This window comes from Pseudonocardia sulfidoxydans NBRC 16205, from assembly GCF_007989085.1.
Taxonomy (GTDB): domain Bacteria; phylum Actinomycetota; class Actinomycetes; order Mycobacteriales; family Pseudonocardiaceae; genus Pseudonocardia; species Pseudonocardia sulfidoxydans.
Window position 1 is genome coordinate 12,431 of sequence record NZ_BJVJ01000051.1, and the last position, 22,618, is coordinate 35,048.

Sequence of the window (22,618 nt, forward strand, 5' to 3'; positions counted from 1 at the left end):
TCTGATTCCGACGTCAACTTCATACAAACTTGACGTCGACGTCGAGTCCGGATTGACTGCCGGACGTGACAGGACCCCTCACCGGAGTGCGCGTCGTCGAGCTCGCGGGGCTCGGACCGGCACCGTTCGCGGGCATGATGCTGGCCGACATGGGCGCCGACGTGATCCGCGTCGACCGCGTCACCCGCCACCACGAGGTGGCCGAGTCGACCGAGCTCAGCGAGGTCATCGAGCGCGGCCGGCGCAGCATCGCGGTGAACCTCAAGGACCCGCGCGGCGTCGCGATCGTGCTCGACCTCGTCGCCGGCGCCGACGCGCTCATGGAGGGCTACCGGCCCGGCGTCGCCGAACGGCTCGGCGTCGGCCCGGCGCCCTGCCTGGCCCGCAACCCCGCCCTCGTCTACGGGCGGATGACCGGCTGGGGCCAGGACGGCCCGCTCGCCCCGACCGTCGGCCACGACGTCACCTACATCGCCCTGACCGGCGTGCTCGACTCGATCGGCCCCGCGGGCGGCGGTGATCCCGTGCTGCCGCTCAACCTCGTCGGCGACTTCGGCGGCGGCGGGATGCTGCTCGCGTTCGGGCTGGTGTGCGGCATCGTCTCCGCGCGCACGACCGGTCGCGGGCAGGTCGTCGACGCCGCGATGGTCGACGGCGCCGCCCTGCTGATGGCGCCCTACCTCGCGCGCAGCGAATGGGGTCCGCGCGGCACCAACATGGTCGACGGCGGCGCCCACTTCTACGGCGTCTACGCCACCGCCGACGACCGGCACGTCGCCGTCGGTGCGCTGGAGCCGCAGTTCTACGCGGTGTTCCTCGACCGGCTCGGCCTCGCCGACGCCGACCTCCCGGCACAGATGGACCAGGCCTCGTGGCCCGCGATGCGCGAGCGGGTCGCCGCGGTCTTCCGGGGCCGCACCCGGGACGAGTGGTGCGACGTGTTCGCCGGTGCCGAGACCTGCTTCGCGCCCGTCCTCAGCCGTGACGAGGCGGCGGCCGACCCGCACCTTGCGGCGCGCGGCACCGTCGTCACCCGTGACGGCCTGCGCCAGCCCGCCCCCGCGCCGCGGTTCGACCGCACCCCGGCGACGCTCCCGCCGCCACGCCCGCGGCCCGGTGAGCACGGCGACGCGCTGCTGGCCGAGCTGGGCATCGACGAGGGCGAGGTGGCGGCACTGCGGGCGGGTGGCGTGATCGGCTGAGCGGTCGCTCACGGCCCCTCGACGGGCGCGAGCGTCGCCGCCTCCACCTCGTCGCGCACGACGCCCAGCTCCAGCACCAGCGCACGCGTCGCGAGCTTCGCCGCGAACGCCGCGTTCTGCTCCAGCAGCAGGATCGTCATGTCGTACTCCTGCTGGATCTCGCGCAGGAAGTCGGTGACCGTCACGACGGCCGACGGCGACAACCCGAGCGACGGCTCGTCGAGGACCAGCACTGACGGGAACGCCATCAGCGCGCGGCCGATCGCGAGCAGCTGCTGCTCGCCACCCGACAGCAGCCCACCCCGCACCGACGCACGTTCCGCGAGCCGCGGCAGCCGCTCGTAGAGCGTCGCCCGCCGAGCCTCCCAGTCGTGCTTGCGGCGCACGCTGAACGCGCCCGCCCGCAGGTTGTCGGCCACCGAGAGCTGGGTGAACACCATCCGGCCCTCGGGCACGTAGACGACGCCGGCACCCACCGCGGCCACGGCCGTCCTCGGCACGGCGACGCCGTCGAGCAGCACCTCGCCGGTCGAGCCGACCAGCCGGGCGACCGCCTTGCCCAGCGAGCTCTTCCCACCGCCGTTCGCCCCGACCACGGCCAGTGTCTCGCCGCGCCCGATCGCGAACGAGACGCCGCGGACGGCGAGGGCCTGCCCGTAGCGGACGGCGAGGTCGCGAACCTCCAGGTGCGGGGTCACGAGCTCAGGTAGTTCCGGGCGAGCACGTCGTCACGTGCGAGCTCCGCCGGTGTTCCCGCGGCGACGAGCCGCCCGGCGTCCAGGACGACCATCCGGTCGGCGAGGCGCAACGTCCGGCCGATGTCGTGCTCCACCATGCACACGGTCACTCCCGAGTCGTGGACCTGCTCGATCAGCGACGTCACCCGGTCGCGGTCGGTGTCGTCGAGGCCGGCGAGGGGTTCGTCGAGCAGCAGCAGCCTGGGCGTACGGACCAGCGCCATCGCGATGCCGACGAGCTTGCGCGTCGCCAGGCTGCAGTCCTCGACCGATCTGTCGCGCACGTCGGCGAGGTGCAGCAGCGCCTCGACCCGCTCGATGGCCTCGGGGTCGCGTCCGCGCGTCGCCAGTTCGAGGTTCTCCGCGACGGTGAGCCCGGTGAAGCCGCCGACGTTCTGGAAGGTGCGGACGAGCCCGCTGCGCGCGACCTTGTGGGCCTTCCCGCCGCGCAGGGGGGCGCCGTCCCAGCGGACCTCCCCGGTCGTCGCGGGCACGAACCCGGTGACGACGTTGAACAGCGTGGTCTTGCCCGCGCCGTTGGGCCCGATGATGCCGACGAGCTCGCCCGGCGCGATGTGCATCGTCACCTCGGACAGCGCCCGGACGCCGCCGAGGACGCAGGACACGTCGTCGACGTCGAGGAGGGAGCCGGCCCCGCTGGACGTGGCCGGGTCCGAGACCACGGCTCCGCTGCGCGCGGTCATCGGCCCGCCCCCGCCGGTTCCAGGGTGGCGTCGACGGGTCCGTCGGCGGGCGGTGGGTTCTTCGGCCGGCGCAGCCGCGTCCACAGTGTCGCGAGGCCACCGACGATGCCCGAGGGCTGCAGCAGCGCGACGACCGCGAGCAGCCCGCCGACGAGCACGGTCCGCAGCACCGGGTCCATGTCGAAGAGCGCGGGCAGCGTGACCAGGAGCGCGACGCCGACGAGCGCGCCGGTGATGCGGCCGACGCCGCCGATGATCAGCATGCCCAGCAGCAGGATCGACTGGTTGACACCGAGCGTGTCGGGGCTGATGAACCCGTTCATCGGCGCCCAGAGGACACCGACGAGCCCGGCGAGCATCGAGGCGAGGACGAACGCGATCCCCTTGTAGGTGGTCGGGTTGAACCCGAGACCGCGGGTGCCGTTCTCGTCGGCGCGCACGGCCTTCATCCGCAGCCCGAGGTGGGAGTTGCGGACGAGGACCACCACGAGCATGACGACGACCAGCACCACGACGAGCCACAGCGTGAAGTACCGGTAGACCGAGAAGTCGAACGGCATGTCCGAGCCGACGCCCCAGTCGATCGTGAGGCCCGACGAGCCGCCGAAGAATCCCGGCACGTTGGCGATCAGCTGGATGAGCAGCTCCCCGAACGCGAACGTGATGATCGCGAAGGAGAACCCGGCCGACCGGCCGACGGCGGGCAGCCCGATCAGCGCGGCGAGCAGCCCGACGATCAGCACGGCGAGCACGCCCGCGACGGGCAGCGGCAGCCCGGCCTTCTGGTAGAGCAGGACCGTCGCGTAGCCGCCGGCGCCGAAGAACGCCGCGTGTCCCGCGGGCATCATCCGCAGGTCGCCGACCAGCAGGTCCAGGCCGACGACGAGCGCGCCGTAGGCGAGGAACGCGTTGAGCAGCAGCACCCGGTTCTCGGGCACCACGAACGCCAGCACCAGCAGCACGACCCCGACCGCGAGCACACCCGCGCCGTGCCGCGTCCGCCGCGCCGACATCGCACTCCGACCGGCGCTCATCCGGCACGCACCTGCCTGCGATTGAACAGACCTGCCGGCGCGACCAGGAGGATGACGATCATGAGGACGAAGCCGTAGGCGTTGGTCAGCCCGGCCTCGACGTAGCGGGTGCCCAGGGCCTCGAGCAGGCCCAGCATCATCGCGGCGACGAACGTGCCCTCGATCGAGCCGAGCCCACCGATGATCGCGACGACGAAGCCCTTGAGCAGGAACGCCAGGCCCGTCAGCGGGGTGATCGGCACGACCAGGGCGATGCAGACGCCGGCGACCGCGGCGAGCACCCCGGCGACGACGAACGCGTACAGCCCGACCCGCTTGGCGGGCAACCCGACGGTGGAGGCGGCGAACTCGTCGTCACCGCAGGCCCGCAGGGCGAGCCCGATCCACGTGCGGCGCATGGCGAACGCGGTCACGACGACGACCACGACGGTCACCCCGATGACGATGAGCCGCCCGACCGGCATCTGTTCCTGGCCGATCAGGGCGACGGTGCCCTCGATGCGCGGGCCGCTGCGCGGGGTGGCCGTGAACGTCCGCATCATGAACGCCTCGACGAACAGCAGCAGGCCCAGCGAGAACGCGAGGCCCTGCAGGTGGTTGCCGATCGTGCGGCGGAAGCCGACGACGTAGAGCAGCGCCGCGATGCCACCCGCGACGAGCAGTGCCAGCGGGAGTGCGAGCCCGGCCCCGACGGCACCCGCGAACAGCACGAACGCGTAGGCGCCGACGGTGATGAACTCGCCGTGGGCGAAGTTGAGGATGTGGGTGACGCCGAAGGTGAGCGTGACCCCGAGGCCGACGAGCGTGTAGAGCCCGCCCTGCATGATGCCGAGCAGGATCGTCGTGACGAGTGCGTCCACCGCTCAGCCCGCCGGTACCGCGTCGTCGCGCACCGACTTCTCGACGACGAAGCGCTGCAGCTTGCCCATCGAGTTGCGCGGCAACGCCTCCGGCCAGACGACGACCGCCCGCGGGATCTTGTAGTCAGCGAGGTGGTCGCGGCAGAAGGCACGCAGGTCGTCGGACTCGACGCTCTCCCCCGGCTTCGCGACGACGACCGCGACGATCTGCTCGCCCCACTTCTCGTGGGGGGTGCCGAGCACGACGGTCTCCTGCACGGCAGGGTGCTGGGCGACGACCTGCTCGACCTCGGCGGCGTACACGTTCTCGCCGCCGGTGATGATCATGCCGTTCTTGCGGTCGACGATCCGCAGCCGGCCGTCGGCGTCCATGATCCCGATGTCGCCGGAGCGGATGAGGTCGCCGGTCCACGACGCAGCCGTGGCCTCGGCCAGGTTGAGGTAGCCGGACGAACAGGCGAGCGTCCGCAGCAGGATCTCGCCGCGCTCTCCCGGCGGGCACGGCTCGTCGTTCTCGTCGACGACGAGGATCTCGCAGCCGACCGTGGGATACCCGACGGTGCCGTCGAGCACGGTCTCGCGCGACTTGAGCTCGAACGTCGCGAACCCGCCCTCGGTCCAGCCGTAGGTCTCGGAGATCTCGACGTTCGGGAAGATGTCGTAGGCCTGCTCCAGCAGCACCGGCGACACGGCCGCACCAGCGGTCATCATCCGCTTCATCGCGGGCAGCGGGGTGCGGCCGCGGCGCTCCCACTCGGCCGAGATCATCGTCGTCATCGACGGGACGAGGAACGCCGCGGTGGACCGTTCGGCGAACTCGTCACAGGCCACGGCGGCGTCGAAGTTCGGCATGATCCGCACCCGGCCGCCGATCATCCAGCAGCACAGCGCGAAGCTGCAGTAGGACATGTGGAACAGCGGGCCGGGGACGAGCATGTCGTCGTCGGGGCCCAGCCGCAGCTGCCAGCCCCAGCGGAAGCAGTTGATCAGCCAGGTGTCGTTGGTCATCGTGGCGCCCTTGGGCAGCCCCGTGGTGCCCGACGTGTAGAACACCGCCGCCACCTGCTGCCCGACCGCCGGGTCGCCGGTGGGGTCGGGCAGCGGGGCGTCGTTGGGCACGGTGTCGAGGTCGAGCACCGTGACGTCGTGGTCGACGAGCGCGGCGACCTCGCGGGCCGTGTCGAGCAGCGCTCCGGCGGCGACCACCACGGTGGCGCCGGAGTCGGACAGGATGTGCGCGATCTCCGGCAGCGCCAGCCGCGTGTTGACGGGTACCGACGCCACGCCGGCGACCATGGCCGCCGGGTAGATCAGCAGCGCGTCGAGCCCGTTGGGCAGCAGCGTCGCGACCATCCGGCCGTTGCGCCCGGCCGGTGTGTCCGCGATCGCCGCCGCGAGCCCGCCGACGCGCTGCCAGACCTGTGCGAACGTCCACGACCGTTCCGGCGACGTCGGCGTCGCGAGCACCGTGGCGGCGAGGGCGTCGGGGCGGGACCGGGCGCTCATGCCCAGCATGTCGGCCACCGAGTACTGCATGTGCTGCTCCTCCGGGCTGTTCTTGCTGGTGAGGGCGGGTCAGCTGATGCCGAACGTGACGACCTTGCCGCCGCTGGGCGTGAGGAACCCGGCGCCCATCGGGCTGGTGTTGGCCCCGGACGGGTCGAACGAGACCTGGACGACGCCGTCGTAGGAGGCGCCGCGCAGCGCCGCCGCGACCTTGTCGACGTCGTCGGTCGTGCCGGCCTTCTCCATCGCCTGGGCGAGCATCGCGATGTAGTCGTAGTGCGTGAACGGGAACCACGTGACCTTGGCCGGGTCCACCTCGTACTCGGCCGCGTAGCGCGAGATGAAGTCCCTGACCTCGTCGGTGCTGGGGAAGGCCGGGTCGGCGCCGAGGACGAGCCACGCGTAGTTGTCGATCTTGTCGGCACGCTGCTGGCCGGGCAGGGCGGAGATGCCGCGGGTGATGAAGTTCTTGGTCAGGCCCGCGTCGAGCGCGGCGTCCATGATCGCGGCGGCGCGGCCGTCGCCGTTGTAGCCGATGAAGATGCCGTCGACGCTGCCGCGGGGGATCTGGTTGACGACGGCCGCGAAGTCCTGCGAGGCCGGGTCGAAGAAGATCTTCTGGGTGACCTCGACGCCGTTCTGGGCGAATGCGGGGACGTAGGAGTCGGCGAGCGCGCGGCCGGTGTCGTCGTTGTTCATCAGCATCGCGATGCGCTTGATGTCGGGCAGCGCCTTGGTGACGGCGGGGATGTAGCCGTTGTTCACCATCTTGTCGTCGGACGCCGAGAGCTTGAAGAACGGCTTGTCGGGCGCGACGTAGTTCTGCATCGAGGTCGTCACCGACAGGGCCATCACGTTGCCGGTGCGTTCGGCGGCGGTGACCATCGGCGGGATCGCGGGCGACATGTCGCCGCCGATCAGGTAGTGCGCACCGAAGCCGGTGATGAGGTCCTGGGCGTTGCGCGCCATGTTGTCGGGGTTGCTCTGCATGTCGGCCGACTTGAGCTCGAACGTGCACTGCTTGCCCGCCACGGTGAAGCCCTTGGCGTTGATGTCCTTGACGGCCATGTCGATCGAGTTCTGACCGTCGATACCGAATGCGGCGGCCGCACCGGTGGTGCTGAACACCGAACCGATCTTCACGACGCAGTCGCCGCCGGCGGCGGAGCTACCACTGCCCCCGCCGCAGGCGGCGAGGACCAGGGCTCCGGCGAGGGTGACGCCGACCGCGGCGGCACGGGTGGAACGCATTGCAGACTCCTTCGTCCGAGGGGGTCCCGCATGCGATTCCGGCCGGTCGGATGTCACGACTCGGGCGTCGATGCGGTTCGCGCTGGAGGGATTCGAGCAGATGTTGAAGTCGACGTCAAGTCCGAGTCACGGCCTCTGCCGCACCGTTCGCGCCCACACGACAGCACCCCGACCTGCGACGACGCCGCACGGGGTAGCGCTGTTGCGCCGATCAGTCGCGGCTGATCACGAGCGAGCTGTTCTGCCCGCCGAACCCGAACGCGTTGACCTGCACGACGCCGATGTCGGCCTTCGCCGGCTCGCCGGTGACGATCCGGAACTGCGCGCCGTCCTCGACCTCGGACGTGCCGCCCACCGGCGGCAGGGCGCCGGCGTCCATCGCCTGCAGCCCCGCGATCACGCCCATCGCCGCCGAGGCCGCGCCGGTGTGCCCGACACTGCCCTTGATCGACGTCACCAGCAGCGAGTCGCCGCGGTCGCCGAACACCTCGTTGACCGCCTTGATCTCCACGGTGTCGCCCTTGGGCGTGCTCGTCGCGTGGGCGACGATCGCGCCGACGTCGGACGCCGCGAGCCCGGCGTCGGCGTGCGCGCGCCGGATCGCCTCGGCCTCCCACCTCGCGCTCGGATCGGGCGAGGACGGATGGAACCCGTCAGAGAGCGAGGCATAGCCCCGCACGACGCCGTGGATGTGCGCGCCCCGGGCGACGGCGCGCTCGTAGCGCTCCAGCACGAGGACGGCCGCACCCTCACCCTCGACGATCCCGGTCCGCCGCACGTCGAAGGGCAGCATGGCCATCGCCGGGTCGGGCGCGCCCTGCGACATCCCGTACGACGTCTGGGCCCAGTAGAGGATCTCGGTCAGCCCGTGCTCGGTGCCGCCCGCGATCATCACGTCGGCCCGGCCGGACTCGATCATCTGCGCGGCCGTGCCGATCGCGTCGTTGGCCGACGCGCACGCCGACGACACCGTCAGCAGCGGGCCGTGCAGCTTCCAGCGCAGCGCCAGCTGGCCCGCGGCCATGTTCGGCCACGCCTTGATGTTGAGCTTGCGGTGGATCGCCTGCGGCCCTTCCAGATCCAGCGCACGCTGGGCCTCGGACAGCGACTGCACCCCCGACATCGTCGTTCCGAGGACGACCCCGGTGCGCTCGGCGTCGAGCTCCTCGTCGTGGTCGGCCACCGCCTGTGCTGCGGCCGCGATCGCGTACTGCGCGAAGACGTCGGTGCCGTCGACGACGCGGTCGTCCATCCACGCGTGCGGGTCGAAACCCTCGATGGTCGAGACCCAGGCGTGGCGTCCCGCGGCGGGGTCCGCCCACGGTGCCTCGACGATCCGGACCCGGCCGTCCTGGAGGCCGGAGGTGAACTCCCCCGCGCTCTGTCCGAGCGGGGAGACGATCCCGACCCCGGTGATGGCGACCCGCTCCATGCATGCCTCCGCCGACACGACTTCCTGGTTTCCGACGATCCGACCTTGCATGAAGTCGACGTCGAAGTCAATATTCGTAGCGGTCGCGCATCCGGCGCCGCGCGACGTCGGCGATACGATCAGCCGACCCCGTGCGGTGCCACACACTCCGCCGCGGCCGCAACGCGTGGGAGAGGTGCGACCCGATGACCGAGACCGCGGAGAGCGCGGCGACCGACGCCGCCGCGACCCCGGCCCGACGCGCCGTGCCCGCGACCGCACGTGGCCGGCGCAGCCGACAGGCCCTCCTCGACGCCGCCCGCGTCGTGTTCGCCCGCGACGGGTTCACCAACGCCCGCATCACCGACATCTCCGACGAGGCCGGCGTCGCGCACGGCTCCTTCTACACGTACTTCAAGTCGAAGGACGAGATCTTCCTGGCGCTCATCGAGGAGCTCGAGGAGGACCTGAGGGTCAGCGGCGACGGCGAGCGCGCAGGCGCCACCGACGGCTCCGCCTACGCCCGCATCCTGCGCGCCAACACCGACTACCTCACCGCCTACCACGACAACCGCGGGATTATGGTCGTCTGGGAGCAGGCCGCGACGCTCAACGAGGAGGTCGCCGAACTGCGCAGCCAGGCCAGCGAACGGGCCGTCGCCCGGATCGTCCGCTCCATCGAGCACATGCAGACCGCCGGCGACGTCCCCGCCGCCATCGACGCCCGCTACGCCGCCACCGCACTCACCGGCATGGTCAGCAACTTCGCCTACCGCTGGTGCCTGCGCGACGAGGACTTCGAGCTCGACAAGGCCGCCGAGCAGCTGAGCCGCCTGTGGGCCAACGCCCTGGGAATCCCGACCCCCTAAGCCCCTGTGAGCGGCAATAGTCGCTATAGCGACTATTGCCGCTCACAAGGCCTGACCTGCACGGACTCGACTCTCCCCCGGCTCAGGCGTTCGCCAGGATCGCCGTCGCCCGCCTCACCAACTGAGGGATCAGCTCGCCGCGCTGCGCCATCCGCGGGTCCGTGCTCTCCCCGCGCAGCCAGCGGCTGTGCAGCTGCTGGAGCACCACGATCGTCTTCCACGCCGCGAAGGCCTCGTACCAGGCGCTGTCGCCGACGTCGTGACCCGCGCGCTGCGCGTAGCGCTCCACGACCTCGCCCCGGGTCGGCAGCCCGATCGTCTCCAGACCGGGCGGTGTGATCGCGCGGGCGTCCGGTGCGTCCGCGGGGTCCGGCCAGTAGTTGAGCAGGATGCCCAGGTCGACCATCGGGTCCCCCAGGGTGGCCATGTCCCAGTCGAACACCGACACGACGACGTCGGGGTCATCGGGCGCGAACTGGCAGTTGTCCACCTTGTAGTCGTTGTGCAACACCGCGTTTCGAGGCGACTCCGGCATCGTGTCCGCCAGGTGCGCGCCGATGCCGTCGATCTGCCCGGCCAGCGCACCGGCGTCGCCACTCACGCGTTCCCAGCGCCGGTGCCACCCGCCGACCTGGCGTTCCAGGAACCCGTCCGGTTTGCCCAGTCCCGCCAGCCCGCATGCCGCCGGGTCGACGCGGTGCAGGTCGGCCAGGGCGTCGACCACCGCGAACCCGATCCGCCGGGCCGCGTCGGGCACGTCCGCCATCGTCGCCGGCACCGAACCCCACACGACGACACCCGGCCGGTACTCGACGACGAGGAAGTCCGACCCGACGACGTCGTGGTCGTCGCAGAACGCCAACGCCCGTGGCGCGCGCGGGAACTCCTGCCACAGCGAGGCGAGCGTCGTGTACTCGCGGCGCATGTCGTGCGCGCCGGGGGCGATCTCCCCGAACGGCGGCCGCCGGACGACGAGACGCCGGTCCCCGAACGACACCCGGTAGGTCAGGTTGGCCGAGCCGTTCGGGAACTGCTCGACCGCGAACGGCCCGTCGAGCCCCTCGACGTGCGTGCGCAGGTACCGCTCCAGCGCAGCCCAGTCGAGCTCCTCACCGGGCCGGACCGCCGCGACCTCGTCGGGTTCCTCGTTCACCCGGTCATCCCCCCTCGAAATGGAAGCGCGCCAACAACCGCGCGGTACAGGCGGGCTCAGCGGTCCCGTCGCGTTCGATGACAACACCCACCGCCACCTGGACCGCGCCTCCCCGGCCCGGCGCGGCCTCGTCGATCCGGGCCCGCAGCCGCACCCGTGAACCGACGGGTACCGGATCGCCGAAGCGCACGTCGTCCAGGCCGTAGTTGACGCCCATCGACGCGCCGGGGACCGCGAAGACCTCGGCCAGCAACGCGGCGGCGTAGGAGAGCACGAGCGTGCCGGGCAGCCCGTCGCCCCAGCCCTCGTCCGCGGTGACCTGGCTGAACGTGGCGGCGCGGGCGGCGTCGACCTCGACCCAGCCGGTCGTCCCGAGGTCGCGGCCCGACGCGGCGACGAGCTCGTCGGCCGTCGCGAAGACGCCGGTCACCGGCCCTCGAACCGCGGCGGTCGCTTCTCGACGAACGCCGCGACCCCTTCGGCGACGTCGGCACTGTTGTTGACGACGTCGACGGCGAACTCGGCGTCGCCCAGCGCGTGGTCGAACGACGTCCCCGCGGCGCGGAGCATCAGCTTCTTCGCGACGCGCACGGCCAGCGGCGCCTTGGCGGCGAGGACCGCCGCCAACCCGGCGGTGTGCTCGTGCAGCTTCTCGTCGGGCACGACCTCGCCGACGAGCCCCAGCTCACGGGCGCGTTCGGCGTCGTAGATCTCGCCGAGCAACGTCATCCGCAGCGCGGCCTCCATGCCCATCGCGCGCGGGAAGAGCCAGGCGCCGCCCTCGTCGGGCAGCAGGCCGACGCGCCCGCTCGTGTCGCCGAGCCGGGCGCTCGCACCGGCGACGCGCAGGTCGCACAGCAGCGCCAGGGTGAGCCCGCCGGCGACCGCGACGCCGTTGACCATGGCGATGGTCGGCTTGTCGAGGCCGTGCAGCAGCCGCCCGACGCGGTGCATGCCCTCGCGCATCACCATCGCGTGCCCGAGCTGGCGACGTTCCGCCTCGTCGACCTCGTCGCTGTTGCGGACGTCCCCACCCGCGCAGAACGCCCGGCCCTCGCCGGTGAGCACGAGCACCCTGGTGTCGTCGTCGGTCTGGTAGCGGGTGAGGACGTCGACGATCTCGTCGCACATGACCGTCGTGTAGGCGTTGAGCGCGTCGGGACGGTTCAGCGTGAGCCAGCCGATGTGATCAGCGGTCTCGTAGCGGATCGTTCGATACGTCATTCCGGGGCCTCCTCGGCGTCGACGACCGCGATCAGGTCGCCGCTCTGGACGACGTCGCCGACGGCGACGGCGACCGACACGACGGTCCCCCCGGTCTCGCTCACCACGGGAATCTCCATCTTCATCGACTCGAGGAGCACGATGGCCTGCCCGCCCGCGACCCGCACCCCGGCGGTGGCGCTGACCTCGAGGACGGAGGCGACCAGCTCGGCACGGATCTCCTCAGGGGGCTCCACGGGTGGCACGCTACGCACTAATTGATTTCGACGTCAAGTTCGGCTACTGTCCGCGTCGTGACCACGACGTCCGCCCACGCCGCCGACACCTTCTTCGCGGCGGCCGCCGCGGGCGACTGGGACGGCATGCGCGCCGCCGTCGCCGAGGACGCCGTGTTCTGGCAGAACGTCGACGGCACCGAACGCGGCGTCGAACAGGTCATCCGCTACACCGGCAAGCTCCGGCGCACCGGCGGGTTCACCTACACCGACGTGCGCCGCCTTGTCGCCGACGACGGCTTCTGCGAACAGCACACCGTCCGGTTCCACGACGCCGACGGCACGACCACCGCGGAGTACGCGGTCTGCGTCGTCGCCCGCGTCGACGGAGCCGGCCTGATCACCCGGCTCGACGAGTACCTCGCGGGCTGAACCTAGGAGGCACACATGGGAGCCCTCTGCGCGAGCCGGACCGTCCTTGTCACCGGCGCCGGACGCGGCATCGGCAGGGCGCACGCCCTCGAGTTCGCCCGCCAGGGCGCCCGGGTCGTCGTCAACGACAACGGGGTCGACGTCGACGGCTCCGGCGGCTCGCCCGACGTCGCCGACGCCGTCGTCGCCGAGATCCGGGCGTCGGGCGGCGTGGCCGTCGCCTCCTACGGCGACGCCGCGTCCACCGAGGGCGCCGACGCCGCGGTCGCGACGGCGCTGAGCGAGTTCGGCGGCCTCGACGTCCTGGTCAACAACGCCGGAATCCTGCGCGACCGGATGCTCGTCAACACCGCCGACGAGGAGTGGGACGAGGTCCTGCGCGTGCACCTGCGCAGCGTCTTCGCCTGCACGCGCGCGGCGTCGCGGCACTGGCGCGAACGCTCGAAGGCGGGAGACCCTGTCGACGCGCGGGTGATCAGCACGTCGTCGCCGTCGGGTCTGTACGGCAACGTGGGCCAGACGGGCTACGGCGCGGCCAAGGCCGGCATCGCGGCGCTGACCGTCATCGCCGCGACGGAGCTGCAGCGCTACGGCGTCACCGTCAACGCGATCGCGCCCGGTGCCCGCACCCGGATGACCGAGAACCTCGCGGTGCTCGACGGCGTCGCCGGGGCCGGTTCGGAGTTCGACGAGATGGCTCCGGAGAACGTCGCCCCGCTGGTCGTGTGGCTGGGGTCGACGCAGTCGGCGGGCATCACCGGCCGGGTGTTCAACGTCTGGGGCGGCCGGATCAGCGTGGCCGAGGGCTGGAGCGCCGGGCCGTCGGCCGACAAGGGCGCCCGCTGGGACGCCGGGGAACTCGGCGAGGTCGTCCCGGACCTGGTCGCGCAGGCCGCGAAGAACGCCGACATGTGGGGCCAGCGCCTGTGAGTGGCGATAGTCGCTATAGCGACTATCGCCACTCACGAGGCCTGACCTGCTGCTCCGCAACAGCCCCGCGTGAACCGCTCTCGAACTTGACGTCGATGTCGGATCCGGCTTAGCGTCGATCCGCACGCACGTCAGCTCGACGAGGAGACGACATGGCCGACCGCTACGACGACGTCATCGTGGGCGCCGGGTCCTCCGGGGCCGCTCTCGCCGCCCGCCTCTCGGAGGACCCGACCCGACGGGTGCTGCTGATCGAGGCAGGCCCCGACTACACCGACGACGAGGTGCCCGCCGAGGTCAAGCTCGGCACCTCACCGCTGATGACCGGCAGCCACGACTGGGGCTACCAGGCCGACGCCGGCACCGCCGGCCGGTCCATCGCCTACTTCCGCGGCAAGGTCACCGGCGGTTCGTCGGCGATCAACACCGCGATCGCCCTGCGCGGCACCCCCGCCGACTTCGAGAACTGGGTCGGGTTCGGGCTGCCGTTGTGGAGCTGGGAGGACGTCCTCCCCTTCTACATCGCGCTCGAGGACGACCCCGAGGGCGAGGGCCCCGACCACGGCAAGGACGGCCCGATCCCGATCCGCCGCAACACCTTCGGCCCGCTGCGCCCGGTGCAGAAGGCGTTCGCCGAAGCCTGCAACGAGCTCGGCTTCCCGACGGTCGACGACCTCAACAGCGGCGATCTCGACCCGCGGGGATCCGTCGGCAAGCTGCCGATGAACGTCGTCGACGACGTCCGGATGTCGACCGCGCTCACCTACCTCTCCACCGCCCGCAGCCGGGCCAACCTCACCGTCCTGGCCGATCGCACCGTCGATCGCGTCCTGATCGAGAACGGCACGGCGACCGGGGTCGTCGTCCGCAAGGGCGGCGTCGAGGAGCGCTACGACGCCGGCCGCGTGACACTCTCGGCCGGCGCGTTCGGCACCCCCGCGATCCTGATGCGCTCCGGCATCGGCCCCCGCGCGACCCTCTCCGCGCTGGGCATCGAGGTCGTCGCCGACCTCGCGGGCGTCGGTGAGAACCTCATGGACCACCCGACCTCCGCGCTCGCGCTGGCCCCGAAGCCCGGCGTCTGCAACGCCGCGGACCCGCTGGTCCAGATGATGCTGCGCTACACGTCGTCGGGCAGCTCCGACGTCGACGACATGCAGCTCTACTTCCTGTCCAACGTCGACCTCGGCGGCGGGTGGAGCACCGAGGCCGGCGAGATGGCGGGTGCCTCGCTCGCGCCGGTCCTCAACCCGGGCCTGCAGAAGCCACGCTCCCGCGGTCGCGTCACGATCACCTCCGCCGACCCCGACGCCGCGCCGTCGATCGAGCTGCGCTTCCTCTCCGAGGAGGAGGACCGTCGCAAGCTGATCGAGGGGGTGCGGATGTCGGCGAAGCTCGCCGCCACCACGCCCATCGCGTCGCTCATCGACGGCCTCGTCGGGCTCACCCCCGAGGCGCTCGAGTCCGACGCCGCCGTCGGGGAGTACCTCGAGGCGACCGTCACGACGATCCTGCATGCCAGCGGCACCGCCCGGATGGGCCGGGCCGACGACCCGAAGGCCGTCGTCGACGAGCGCTTCGGGGTGCACGGCGTCGCGAACCTGCGCGTCGTCGACGCCTCGGTGATGCCGGAGATCGTGCGCGCCAACACCAACCTGACCTGCATCATGCTGGCGGAGCGGGCCGCGACATTCTGACCGCTGCGCGGTCGTGAGTGGCAATAGTCGCCATGGCGACTATTGCCACTCACAGGTCTCCGGAGGCCACCTGCTCTCGGAGCACGAACTTCTGGATCTTTCCCGACGGCGTCCGCGGGAAGGTGTCGACGAAGTACCAGAGCTTCGGCGTCTTGAACGGCGCCACCCGGCTGCGGCAGAACGTGAACAGCTCGTCGGGGGTGGGCGGGTCCGCCGGGTCGGCGGCCTGCACGACCGCGCCCACCTGCTCGCCCCACTTCGGGTCCGGGATGCCGATGACGGCCACCTCGGCGACCTTCTCGTGTGCGAGCAGCAGCTCCTCGACCTCCAGCGGGTGGATGTTCTCCCCGCCGCGGATCACGAGGTCCTTGAGCCGGCCCGCGATCTGCAGGTAGCCGCGCTCGTCCATCGTCCCGATGTCGCCGCTGTGCAGCCAGCCGTCGGCGTCGATCGTCGCGCCCGTCGCGTCGGGCATGTTGAAGTAGCCCATCATGTTCTGGTAGCCGCGGGCGCAGATCTCGCCCTCGGCACCCACCGCGACCGGCGCCCCGGAGGGGTCGGCGATCTTGACCTCGACGTGCGGCATCGGCTGCCCCAGCGTCTCGGCCTGGTCGTCGTCGGAGTCGGTGGGGAAGGTCTGGGTGAGCACGCCGTGCATCTCGGCCTGCCCGAACAGGATCGAGAAGTCGCAGTTCCACGTGGACTTGGTGCGCCGCACCAGGTCCGCGGGCACCTTCGCGCCGCCGCACATGACGGTCCGCAGCGCGGACATGTCCCGCGAGGGCCGGTCGGGGTGGTCGAGCAGGCCGAGCAGGATCGTCGGCACCGTCAGGATGAGGGCGCCGCGCTCGGTCTCCATGAGCTCCAGCACGAGTGCGGGGTCGAACACCGGGACGACGACGTGCACGCCGCGCCTGGCCAGCGTCCCGATGCTCGCGAGGACTCCGCCGCCGGTGTGGAACAACGGGATCGGGTTGATCCAGGCGTCGCCGTCGCGGAAGCCGGCGCGCTCCGCGGAGAGCCGTGAGGCGTTGACGACGCCGAGGTTGTGCAGCAGCGCGCCCTTGGCGAAGCCGGTCGTGCCGGAGGTGTAGATGATCAGGTTGGGGTCGTCGGGCGAGACCTCGGGCAGCGGCGTCGACCGGTCGCCGCTCGCGACGAACGCGTCCCAGTCGGCGAAGCAGATGGTCTCGCGCAGGTCGGGCAGGTCGTCGCGGACGCTCTCGACGATGCCGCTCATCGACACCCCGCGGTGCTCGGTGCCGTGGACGATGCCGACGCTGCCGGACTGGCGCAGCGCGTAGCGGAGCTCCTCGGTGCGGTACTGCGGGTTGATGGTGACGACGACGATCCCTGCCAGCGCCGCACCCATCTGCAGGAGGACCCATTCGGCGCGGTTGGACTCCCAGACCGCGACGCGCTCCCCCGGCCGGAAGCGCGCGAGCAGCGCGGCCGCGACGGCCTCGGCGGCGTCGAGGATCTCGGCGTAGGTCCAGCGGCGGCGCTGCGCGGGATCGACCAGCCCGTCGACGAGCCCGATCCGGTCGGGCACCTCGGCCGCGACCCGGCGCAGCAGCGCGCCGACCGTCGTGACGTCGAGATCGACGTCCGTGGTCGCGGGCCAGTAGGAGGCCGCGGGCAGTGCCACGGGTTCCGAGATCGGCTGGTCCGAGATCGACATCCGCGTCGTCCTCCCGCTCTGCTGGGCGAGGATCGACGCTATTCGAAATCTGACCTCGACGTCAAGTTCGAACTTGGCGACGATTCGTCCGCCGCCACAGCCCCACCGACGACGGCCGCGCCGCCCTGGTCGGCGGCGAACTGCTCGACCTGTTCCACCGCCACCGCGGCCGGTTACTCGAAAACCGGTCGCCCGCCGACGCCACGCCCGGCTAACGTCCGTTTCGTGCCCGAGTACCAGCTCTACCTCTGACGACGTCCGCCTCCCCGGCGCCGCGGCTCCTGCGCGTGCGCCGACCTCGTCGTCCTTGTAGGCACCATCGCGGGCCTGTGCCCGCGTCCGGAGGCATCCGTGCTCCGCCATCGCTCACCCCTGCGCACCGCCCACGTCCGCGCCGTCGACGTCCACGTCGCCCGCGGCGGCCGACCCGTCCTGCGCGGCCTCGATCTCGTCGCCTCGCCGGGTGACCGCATCGCCGTCGTCGGCGAGAACGGCCGCGGCAAGTCGACGCTGCTGCAGGTCCTCACCGGCACCCTCGCGCCCGACCGCGGTGAGGTCCACGTCTGCGGTGGTCTCGGCGTCGCCGACCAGACGATCCTCGCCTGCGAGGGTCGGACCGTCGGCGACCTGATCGACCTGGAGCTGACCGACGCCCACGCCGCGCTGCGTGACCTCGACACCGAGACCGCCGCGCTCGCCGCCGGCGATCCAGGCGACGCGTACTCCGACGCACTCGCCGCCGCCGAAGCCCTCGACGCCTGGGACGCCGACCGCCGCGTCGACATCGCGCTGGCCGCCCTCGGCGCCGTCGACGACCGCGCGCGACTCCTCTCGACGTTGTCGGTCGGGCAACGCCATCGCGTCCGGCTCGCCTGCCTGCTCGGCGCACGCTACGACGTCCTGCTGCTCGACGAACCCACCAACCACCTCGACGCCGCCGGGCTCGACCACCTCACCGCCGCCCTGCGCGAGCACCCCGGGGTCGTGGTCGTCGTCAGTCACGACCGGACGCTGCTCGCCGACGTCGCGACGACCGTCGTCGACCTCGACCCCTCTGTCGACGGCCGCCCGCGCTGCTACGGCGGCGGCTGGGCGGGATACGTCGCGGGTCGCGAGGCCGAACGCGCCCGCTGGGAGGCCCTGCACGCGGAACAGGTCGAGCGCCACCGACAGCTCGCCGACGACCTCTCCGCCGCGCAGAACCGCCTGCGCGACAACTGGCGCCCTCCCAAAGGCACCGGCAGGCACGTGCGGGCGACGCGGGCGCCCGCTCTGGTCCGCGCCGTCCACCGCAGGCAGGACGATCTCGACGCCCACCTCGTCGACGTGCCGCCCCCGCCGCGGCGGTTCACCATGCCCGACCTCCCGGCCCATCCGGGAACGCTCCTGTCCGCCGACGGTGTGTCCGTCCTCGTCACCGGGCCCAACGGCGCCGGGAAGTCGACGCTGCTCGCCGTCCTGGCCGGGGCACTGGTGCCCGACCACGGAGCCGTGACGGCGGCGCGCGACGTCCGGATCGGCCGGCTCGGGCAGGAGTCGGCCGTGTCCGAGGGGACGGCGCTCCCGTCCGAGCTCGGGCTCCTCGGCCCCGACGACGTCGGCCGTCGGCTCGCGGAGCTGTCCGTCGGGGCGCGACGACGCGTCGACCTCGCCCACGTCCTCGCCGCGCGGCCCCACGTCCTGCTGCTCGACGAGCCGACCAACCATCTCTCGCCCACCCTCGTCGACGAGCTCACCGCGGCATTGCGGGCCACCGCCGCGGTCGTCGTCGCCACCCACGACCGTGGCCTCCTCGCCGACCTCGCCGACTGGCCCCGGCTCCACCTCTCGGCAGGATGACCACGGTCAGAGAACCGCGCGCAACCTCACTGCTCCGGAACGTGCCCGGCGGTCGCTCAGCGGGTGGCGGCGATCGCGTGGGCGGCGCCCCAGCCGTCGGCTCGTGCGGCGACCCGCCCGCCGACGAGCCGGATCCCGGCCTCGGTCACGTCCGACACGGAGGTCACCCCCGCTGCGGCAGCGAGCGCCCCGTCGTCGAGGGCGATCCGCAGACCGGGCGGGAGGAGCGTCGGGAAGATCGGGCGCAGCGCGGTGGCCAGCTCGGTGACGCTCAGCCGCGCGAGCATGCCCGCCTCGTGCGGGTCGGCGGTGACGAGCGCGGCGGTGATCTCGGTGCCGGGCGGCGCGGCACGGACCGCGTGTTCGAAGGCCTCCAACCGGTGCAGACCGAGCACGAGGACGACCCCATCGCCGGAGAACGTGATCGCGTTGCCGCGCAAAGCGTCGAGGGCCACGGGCGGAAGCCACGGCTCATCGACGGGCCGGGGTGTGGGCGCGTAGTCGGCGAAGGCGGGTTCGGCCCAGGTGTCGTCGAGGTCGGCGTCGGCGAGGTACTCGCAGGCGCGCACGACCGTGAATGGTTCGCCGAAGCCGGGTGCCGCGACGGCCAGGCGCGCGGCCCCCTGCAGCAGCGTCAACGCGGTCTCGGCGACGCGGACCATGCGGCGGTCCTCACGCCGCCGCAACGTCTGTTCCAGGGCCAGCCCGACGACGATGGCGTTCAACGCCTGGAGCTGCGCGAAGGGCACGCGGAGCTGCGCGTCGGCGGAGATCTCCTGTTCGAGGCCGGCGGCGAGCCGGACGGGCCCGCGGTGTTCGTCCACGGCGAGCGGCAGCCGGGCGAGCCATCCGCGGGCGAGGGCGGCGAGGGCGTCCGCGGCGGTGGTCGGCGCCTTCCCGGGCAGCGGATCGGCGTCGGCAGCGGCGGCGTCGGCGGCACTGGCGTCGGCGGCGAGGACCGCGAGGTAGAGGGCCCGCTTGCTCGGGAAGTTCGAGTAGACGGCCCCGCGGGTGAGCTCGGCCGCTGCGGCGATGACGTCGACCTTCGCGTCGCGGAATCCCTTGTCTCCGAACTCCTCGCGGGCGGCGGCGAGCACGCGGGCCCGGTTGCGCCGTTGCATCTCGGCGCGCGACGGCGGCGTCAATCGTCCTCCACTGGCTTGCTCCCGATGTCCGCCGACGATACCGTCGCCATCCAGATGATGTGAACATCTGAAGTCGACATCCAGAAGGCGGGACCATGAGCGCGGTCGAGATCGACCTGTCCGATCCGGAGTCGTCACGCGACCCCGCAACTACCTACGGCGCCGCACGCGAACGGTCGGCCGTCGCTCGGCTCGTCGCCCCGGGCATGCCGCCGATGTGGGCGATCACCCGGTACGCGGAGGCCCGCGCACTGTTCACCGACCCCCGGTTCGCCCTGACCGACGCGACCTTCGCACTGCTCCCGACCCTCGTCGATTCCGAGTACCTGCCCTACCTGCGGACGATGCAGCAGATGGAGGGCCCGGCGCACGCCCGGTTGCGGCGCGCAGTGTCGCCGGCGTTCACCCCCGCCCGCGCGGCGGCGTTCCGACCGCAGGCGGAGGCGATCGTCGACGCCGCGCTCGACCGGGTCGAGAAGGGTCGCGTCGACCTGGTCGAGATCGCCCGGCCGTTGCCGATCGAGATCATCTGCGCGCTGCTCGGTGTTCCCGAGGACGAGCGGGGGCCGTGGCACCAGTTCGGGGTGGCGGTGGCGACCGGGCACGGGCAGGCGTTCGTCGAGGCGGTCCCGCGGATCATCGACGCGGCGCGCGCCGCCGTCGAAGCGGCCCGGGCCCGGGACGGCGACGACGTACTGGCGGTCCTCGCCCGCACCCCGGACGGCCCCACCGAGACGGAGACGATCACGCTCGTCTGGCAGCTGCTGCTCGCAGGTCAGGTGCCGGCACTGCTCGTCCCCAACGCCGTGCACGCCCTGCTGACCGAGTCCGCGCAGCACCCCGATCCCGCCACAGCCGTCGACGAGCTGATCCGCTGGTGCGGACCGCAACTGCTGTCGTTGCCTCGGATCGCGCAGGAGGACGTCGAGGTCGACGGCGTCGCGATCGCGAAGGGCGACATGGTGTCGGCGTCGCTCGTCGGCGCCAACCGCGATCCACGGGTGTTCGACGACCCCGACACGCTCAGGCTCGACCGGCACAACGCGGGCGCACACCTCGGGTTCGCCCACGGCCCGCACTTCTGCCTGGGTGCGAGCCTCGCACGCATGCAGACGGAGGTGACACTGCGCGCGGTCCTGCGCCGCGACCCGCGCCTGGTCGCCCCCGACGCGGCCGCCCGCCGTCCCGACCCGGGGACGTGGCGGCTGACGACGTTGCCGGTCGAGCTCAGCTGACGTGGCGCTGCAGCGACCGGACCATCCCGAGGAGCGCGGCGGAGTCGGCGCACCTGGCACGGACCTCGACACGACCCGATGCGTCGGCACTGAACGCGGACACGTCGACGACGATCAGCAGTTTCTCGCCGTCGAGCCCGATGTCGAGGGTGGCGAACCGCCGGTCGGTCCAGGGCACGTCGACGACGGGACCGTGCGGCCCCAGCACGGTGAACCGACGCTGCGTCAGGATCACGGTCCAGCGCCGCAGCTCCTTCGCCCAGGACGAGGAGCGACCGGGGGCGCGGTAGTGCCGGTAGGTGATCGTCCCGCCGACCGTCTCCTGGTGGAGCAGCCCTTCGCGCGTGAACTCCGAGAGGTCCGGCCCCGATCTGCGCCACCACGCCACGCGTCGGACGTTACCCGCCGGAGGTGATCGAGACTCGTCACGAGGACCTCGTGAGCGGCGATAGTCGCTATAGCGACTATCGCCGCTCACAGGAGCAGGTAGGAAGGGGGCATGACCGCTCCCCCGGCGTCGCGGCGCGCCGTCCGTTTCGATCGCTTCGGACCGCCGGAGGTGCTGGAGCTCGGCACCGAGCCGCTGCCCGAGCCCGGGCCCGGCGACGTGGTGGTGGCGGTCGCGGCGGTGGGGGTGAACTTCGCCGACACGATGACGCGGCGCGGGGAGTACCGGCGCGACCAGGTGCTTCCCGACGTCCCCGGGGTCGAGGCCGTCGGGACGGTCGTGTGGGCGGGGCCCGGGTCGGGGCATGTCGTCGGCACGCCGGTGGCGGCGTTCCTGCCCGACGGCGGCGGGTACACCGATCATGCGATCGTCGAGGGCCGGCGCGCGTATCCGGTGCCCGGCGACGTCGACCCGGTGACGGTCGCCGGTGCGTTCCTGCAGGGCATGACGGCCTGGTACGCCGTCGACCGCTACGGGCGGACCCGGCCGGGCGAGACCGTGCTGGTCAGCGGGGCGACGGGCGGGGTCGGCGGGCTCGCGGTGCAGCTGGCCGCGGACGTCGGTGCGCGGGTGATCGGGACGGCGTCGACACCGGAGAAGCGGGCCGAGGCCGTCCGACTGGGGTGCGCGGAGGCCGTCGATCCCGCGGACCCCGACCTCCGGGGTGCGCTGCGCGAGAAAGTCGACGTCGTGGTCGACGTCGTGGGCGGGGCCGTGTTCGCCGCGGCGCTCGACGCGTTGGCGCACAACGGCAGGTTCGTCGTGGTCGGGTCGTCGACGCAGCAGCCGGCGACGTTCGACGCGCGCCGGTTGATCCCGCGCGGGCAGACGGTGAGCGGGTTCGTGCTGCGGCGGGTCTTCGAGGCCGATCCCGGCGAGCCGGCGCGGGCGATCGCGCACGTCCTGGACCGGGTGGCCGCGGGCGCGGTGCGGCTGCGGACCGAGACGTTCCCGCTCGCCGACGCCGCCCGCGTGCACACGCTGCTGGAGGAGCGCCGCAGCGTCGGCAAGATCGTGCTGGTTCCCTGACGGTCGGCGCCGTACC

At 72.2% G+C, this 22,618-nt stretch carries 22 protein-coding genes; 8 read left to right on the forward strand and 14 right to left on the reverse strand.

Annotation, left to right across the window (positions count from 1 at the left end; translation table 11 throughout):
* Positions 1 to 65 precede the first annotated feature (65 nt).
* Positions 66 to 1,202, forward strand: a complete 1,137-nt coding sequence (locus PSU4_RS21360) for a CaiB/BaiF CoA transferase family protein (RefSeq protein ID WP_147111328.1) — start codon at positions 66 to 68, stop codon at positions 1,200 to 1,202.
* Between the two features lie 8 nt (positions 1,203 to 1,210).
* On the opposite strand, the gene PSU4_RS21365 is transcribed toward PSU4_RS21360, so the two are convergent.
* The 7 genes from PSU4_RS21365 to PSU4_RS21395 form a co-directional block, all read right to left on the reverse strand.
* Positions 1,211 to 1,900, reverse strand: a complete 690-nt coding sequence (locus tag PSU4_RS21365; RefSeq protein ID WP_147111331.1) for an ABC transporter ATP-binding protein — start codon at positions 1,898 to 1,900, stop codon at positions 1,211 to 1,213.
* On the reverse strand, positions 1,897 to 2,643 hold the full coding sequence (locus tag PSU4_RS21370; protein WP_147111334.1) for an ABC transporter ATP-binding protein: 747 nt from the start codon (positions 2,641 to 2,643) through the stop codon (positions 1,897 to 1,899). The genes PSU4_RS21365 and PSU4_RS21370 overlap by 4 nt, the downstream gene beginning before the upstream one ends.
* Positions 2,640 to 3,677, reverse strand: a complete 1,038-nt coding sequence (locus PSU4_RS21375; protein ID WP_246115260.1) for a branched-chain amino acid ABC transporter permease — start codon at positions 3,675 to 3,677, stop codon at positions 2,640 to 2,642. Before PSU4_RS21375 ends, PSU4_RS21370 begins: the two co-directional genes overlap by 4 nt.
* Positions 3,674 to 4,537, reverse strand: coding sequence for a branched-chain amino acid ABC transporter permease (locus PSU4_RS21380; RefSeq protein WP_147111337.1), 864 nt, complete (start codon positions 4,535 to 4,537; stop codon positions 3,674 to 3,676). Before PSU4_RS21380 ends, PSU4_RS21375 begins: the two co-directional genes overlap by 4 nt.
* Before the next feature lie 3 nt (positions 4,538 to 4,540).
* Positions 4,541 to 6,073 (reverse strand): class I adenylate-forming enzyme family protein, encoded by a 1,533-nt coding sequence (locus PSU4_RS21385; protein ID WP_147111340.1) that lies wholly within the window; start codon positions 6,071 to 6,073, stop codon positions 4,541 to 4,543.
* A gap of 39 nt (positions 6,074 to 6,112) precedes the next feature.
* Entirely contained in the window at positions 6,113 to 7,294 is a 1,182-nt protein-coding gene (locus PSU4_RS21390; RefSeq protein ID WP_147111343.1) for an ABC transporter substrate-binding protein, read from the reverse strand.
* Positions 7,295 to 7,505: 211 nt separating this feature from the next.
* Positions 7,506 to 8,726, reverse strand: a complete 1,221-nt coding sequence (locus PSU4_RS21395) for a beta-ketoacyl-[acyl-carrier-protein] synthase family protein (protein ID WP_147111346.1) — start codon at positions 8,724 to 8,726, stop codon at positions 7,506 to 7,508.
* 185 nt (positions 8,727 to 8,911) lie between these two features.
* On the opposite strand from PSU4_RS21395, the gene PSU4_RS21400 reads away from it, so the two are divergent.
* Positions 8,912 to 9,574, forward strand: a complete 663-nt coding sequence (locus tag PSU4_RS21400; protein ID WP_147111349.1) for a TetR/AcrR family transcriptional regulator — start codon at positions 8,912 to 8,914, stop codon at positions 9,572 to 9,574.
* An 82-nt stretch (positions 9,575 to 9,656) separates the two neighbouring features.
* Here PSU4_RS21400 and PSU4_RS21405 read toward each other — a convergent pair whose 3' ends face one another.
* The 4 genes from PSU4_RS21405 to PSU4_RS21420 are packed head-to-tail and all read right to left on the reverse strand — an operon-like array spanning position 9,657 to position 12,187.
* Positions 9,657 to 10,727, reverse strand: a complete 1,071-nt coding sequence (locus tag PSU4_RS21405) for a phosphotransferase family protein (protein WP_147111352.1) — start codon at positions 10,725 to 10,727, stop codon at positions 9,657 to 9,659.
* Positions 10,728 to 10,731: 4 nt separating this feature from the next.
* Complete coding sequence (locus PSU4_RS21410; protein WP_147111355.1) at positions 10,732 to 11,157, reverse strand: hotdog family protein; 426 nt, start codon at positions 11,155 to 11,157, stop codon at positions 10,732 to 10,734.
* Positions 11,154 to 11,951: an enoyl-CoA hydratase/isomerase family protein gene (locus tag PSU4_RS21415; RefSeq protein ID WP_147111359.1), complete on the reverse strand. Its 798-nt coding sequence runs from the start codon at positions 11,949 to 11,951 to the stop codon at positions 11,154 to 11,156. The genes PSU4_RS21410 and PSU4_RS21415 overlap by 4 nt, the downstream gene beginning before the upstream one ends.
* Positions 11,948 to 12,187 carry a biotin/lipoyl-binding carrier protein gene (locus tag PSU4_RS21420; protein ID WP_147111362.1) on the reverse strand — a complete coding sequence of 80 codons (240 nt, stop codon included), beginning with the start codon at positions 12,185 to 12,187 and terminating at the stop codon, positions 11,948 to 11,950. Before PSU4_RS21420 ends, PSU4_RS21415 begins: the two co-directional genes overlap by 4 nt.
* A gap of 57 nt (positions 12,188 to 12,244) precedes the next feature.
* Here PSU4_RS21420 and PSU4_RS21425 point away from each other — a divergent pair, with 57 nt between their 5' ends.
* The 3 genes from PSU4_RS21425 (at position 12,245) to PSU4_RS21435 (ending at position 15,225) form a co-directional block, all read left to right on the forward strand.
* Positions 12,245 to 12,598, forward strand: coding sequence for a nuclear transport factor 2 family protein (locus tag PSU4_RS21425; protein WP_186817102.1), 354 nt, complete (start codon positions 12,245 to 12,247; stop codon positions 12,596 to 12,598).
* Positions 12,599 to 12,613: 15 nt separating this feature from the next.
* Positions 12,614 to 13,528 carry an SDR family oxidoreductase gene (locus PSU4_RS21430; RefSeq protein WP_147111368.1) on the forward strand — a complete coding sequence of 305 codons (915 nt, stop codon included), beginning with the start codon at positions 12,614 to 12,616 and terminating at the stop codon, positions 13,526 to 13,528.
* A gap of 152 nt (positions 13,529 to 13,680) precedes the next feature.
* On the forward strand, positions 13,681 to 15,225 hold the full coding sequence (locus PSU4_RS21435) for a GMC family oxidoreductase (protein WP_147111369.1): 1,545 nt from the start codon (positions 13,681 to 13,683) through the stop codon (positions 15,223 to 15,225).
* Positions 15,226 to 15,274: 49 nt separating this feature from the next.
* Here PSU4_RS21435 and PSU4_RS21440 read toward each other — a convergent pair whose 3' ends face one another.
* Positions 15,275 to 16,906, reverse strand: a complete 1,632-nt coding sequence (locus tag PSU4_RS21440; protein ID WP_147111372.1) for an AMP-binding protein — start codon at positions 16,904 to 16,906, stop codon at positions 15,275 to 15,277.
* Between the two features lie 351 nt (positions 16,907 to 17,257).
* On the opposite strand from PSU4_RS21440, the gene PSU4_RS21445 reads away from it, so the two are divergent.
* Positions 17,258 to 18,745 (forward strand): ATP-binding cassette domain-containing protein, encoded by a 1,488-nt coding sequence (locus PSU4_RS21445; protein ID WP_246115261.1) that lies wholly within the window; start codon positions 17,258 to 17,260, stop codon positions 18,743 to 18,745.
* Between the two features lie 56 nt (positions 18,746 to 18,801).
* On the opposite strand, the gene PSU4_RS21450 is transcribed toward PSU4_RS21445, so the two are convergent.
* Positions 18,802 to 19,866: a helix-turn-helix domain-containing protein gene (locus tag PSU4_RS21450; protein WP_373866085.1), complete on the reverse strand. Its 1,065-nt coding sequence runs from the start codon at positions 19,864 to 19,866 to the stop codon at positions 18,802 to 18,804.
* 119 nt (positions 19,867 to 19,985) lie between these two features.
* Here PSU4_RS21450 and PSU4_RS21455 point away from each other — a divergent pair, with 119 nt between their 5' ends.
* A complete protein-coding gene (locus tag PSU4_RS21455) occupies positions 19,986 to 21,125 on the forward strand; it encodes a cytochrome P450 (RefSeq protein WP_147111378.1) in 1,140 nt (379 codons plus the stop codon).
* On the opposite strand, the gene PSU4_RS21460 is transcribed toward PSU4_RS21455, so the two are convergent.
* A complete protein-coding gene (locus tag PSU4_RS21460) occupies positions 21,118 to 21,513 on the reverse strand; it encodes a hypothetical protein (RefSeq protein WP_147111381.1) in 396 nt (131 codons plus the stop codon). The two genes, PSU4_RS21455 and PSU4_RS21460, sit on opposite strands and share 8 nt — an antisense overlap.
* Before the next feature lie 111 nt (positions 21,514 to 21,624).
* Between PSU4_RS21460 and PSU4_RS21465 the strand changes: the two genes are divergently transcribed.
* Positions 21,625 to 22,602 carry a quinone oxidoreductase family protein gene (locus PSU4_RS21465; RefSeq protein ID WP_147111384.1) on the forward strand — a complete coding sequence of 326 codons (978 nt, stop codon included), beginning with the start codon at positions 21,625 to 21,627 and terminating at the stop codon, positions 22,600 to 22,602.
* The last annotated feature ends 16 nt before the right edge of the window (positions 22,603 to 22,618 follow it).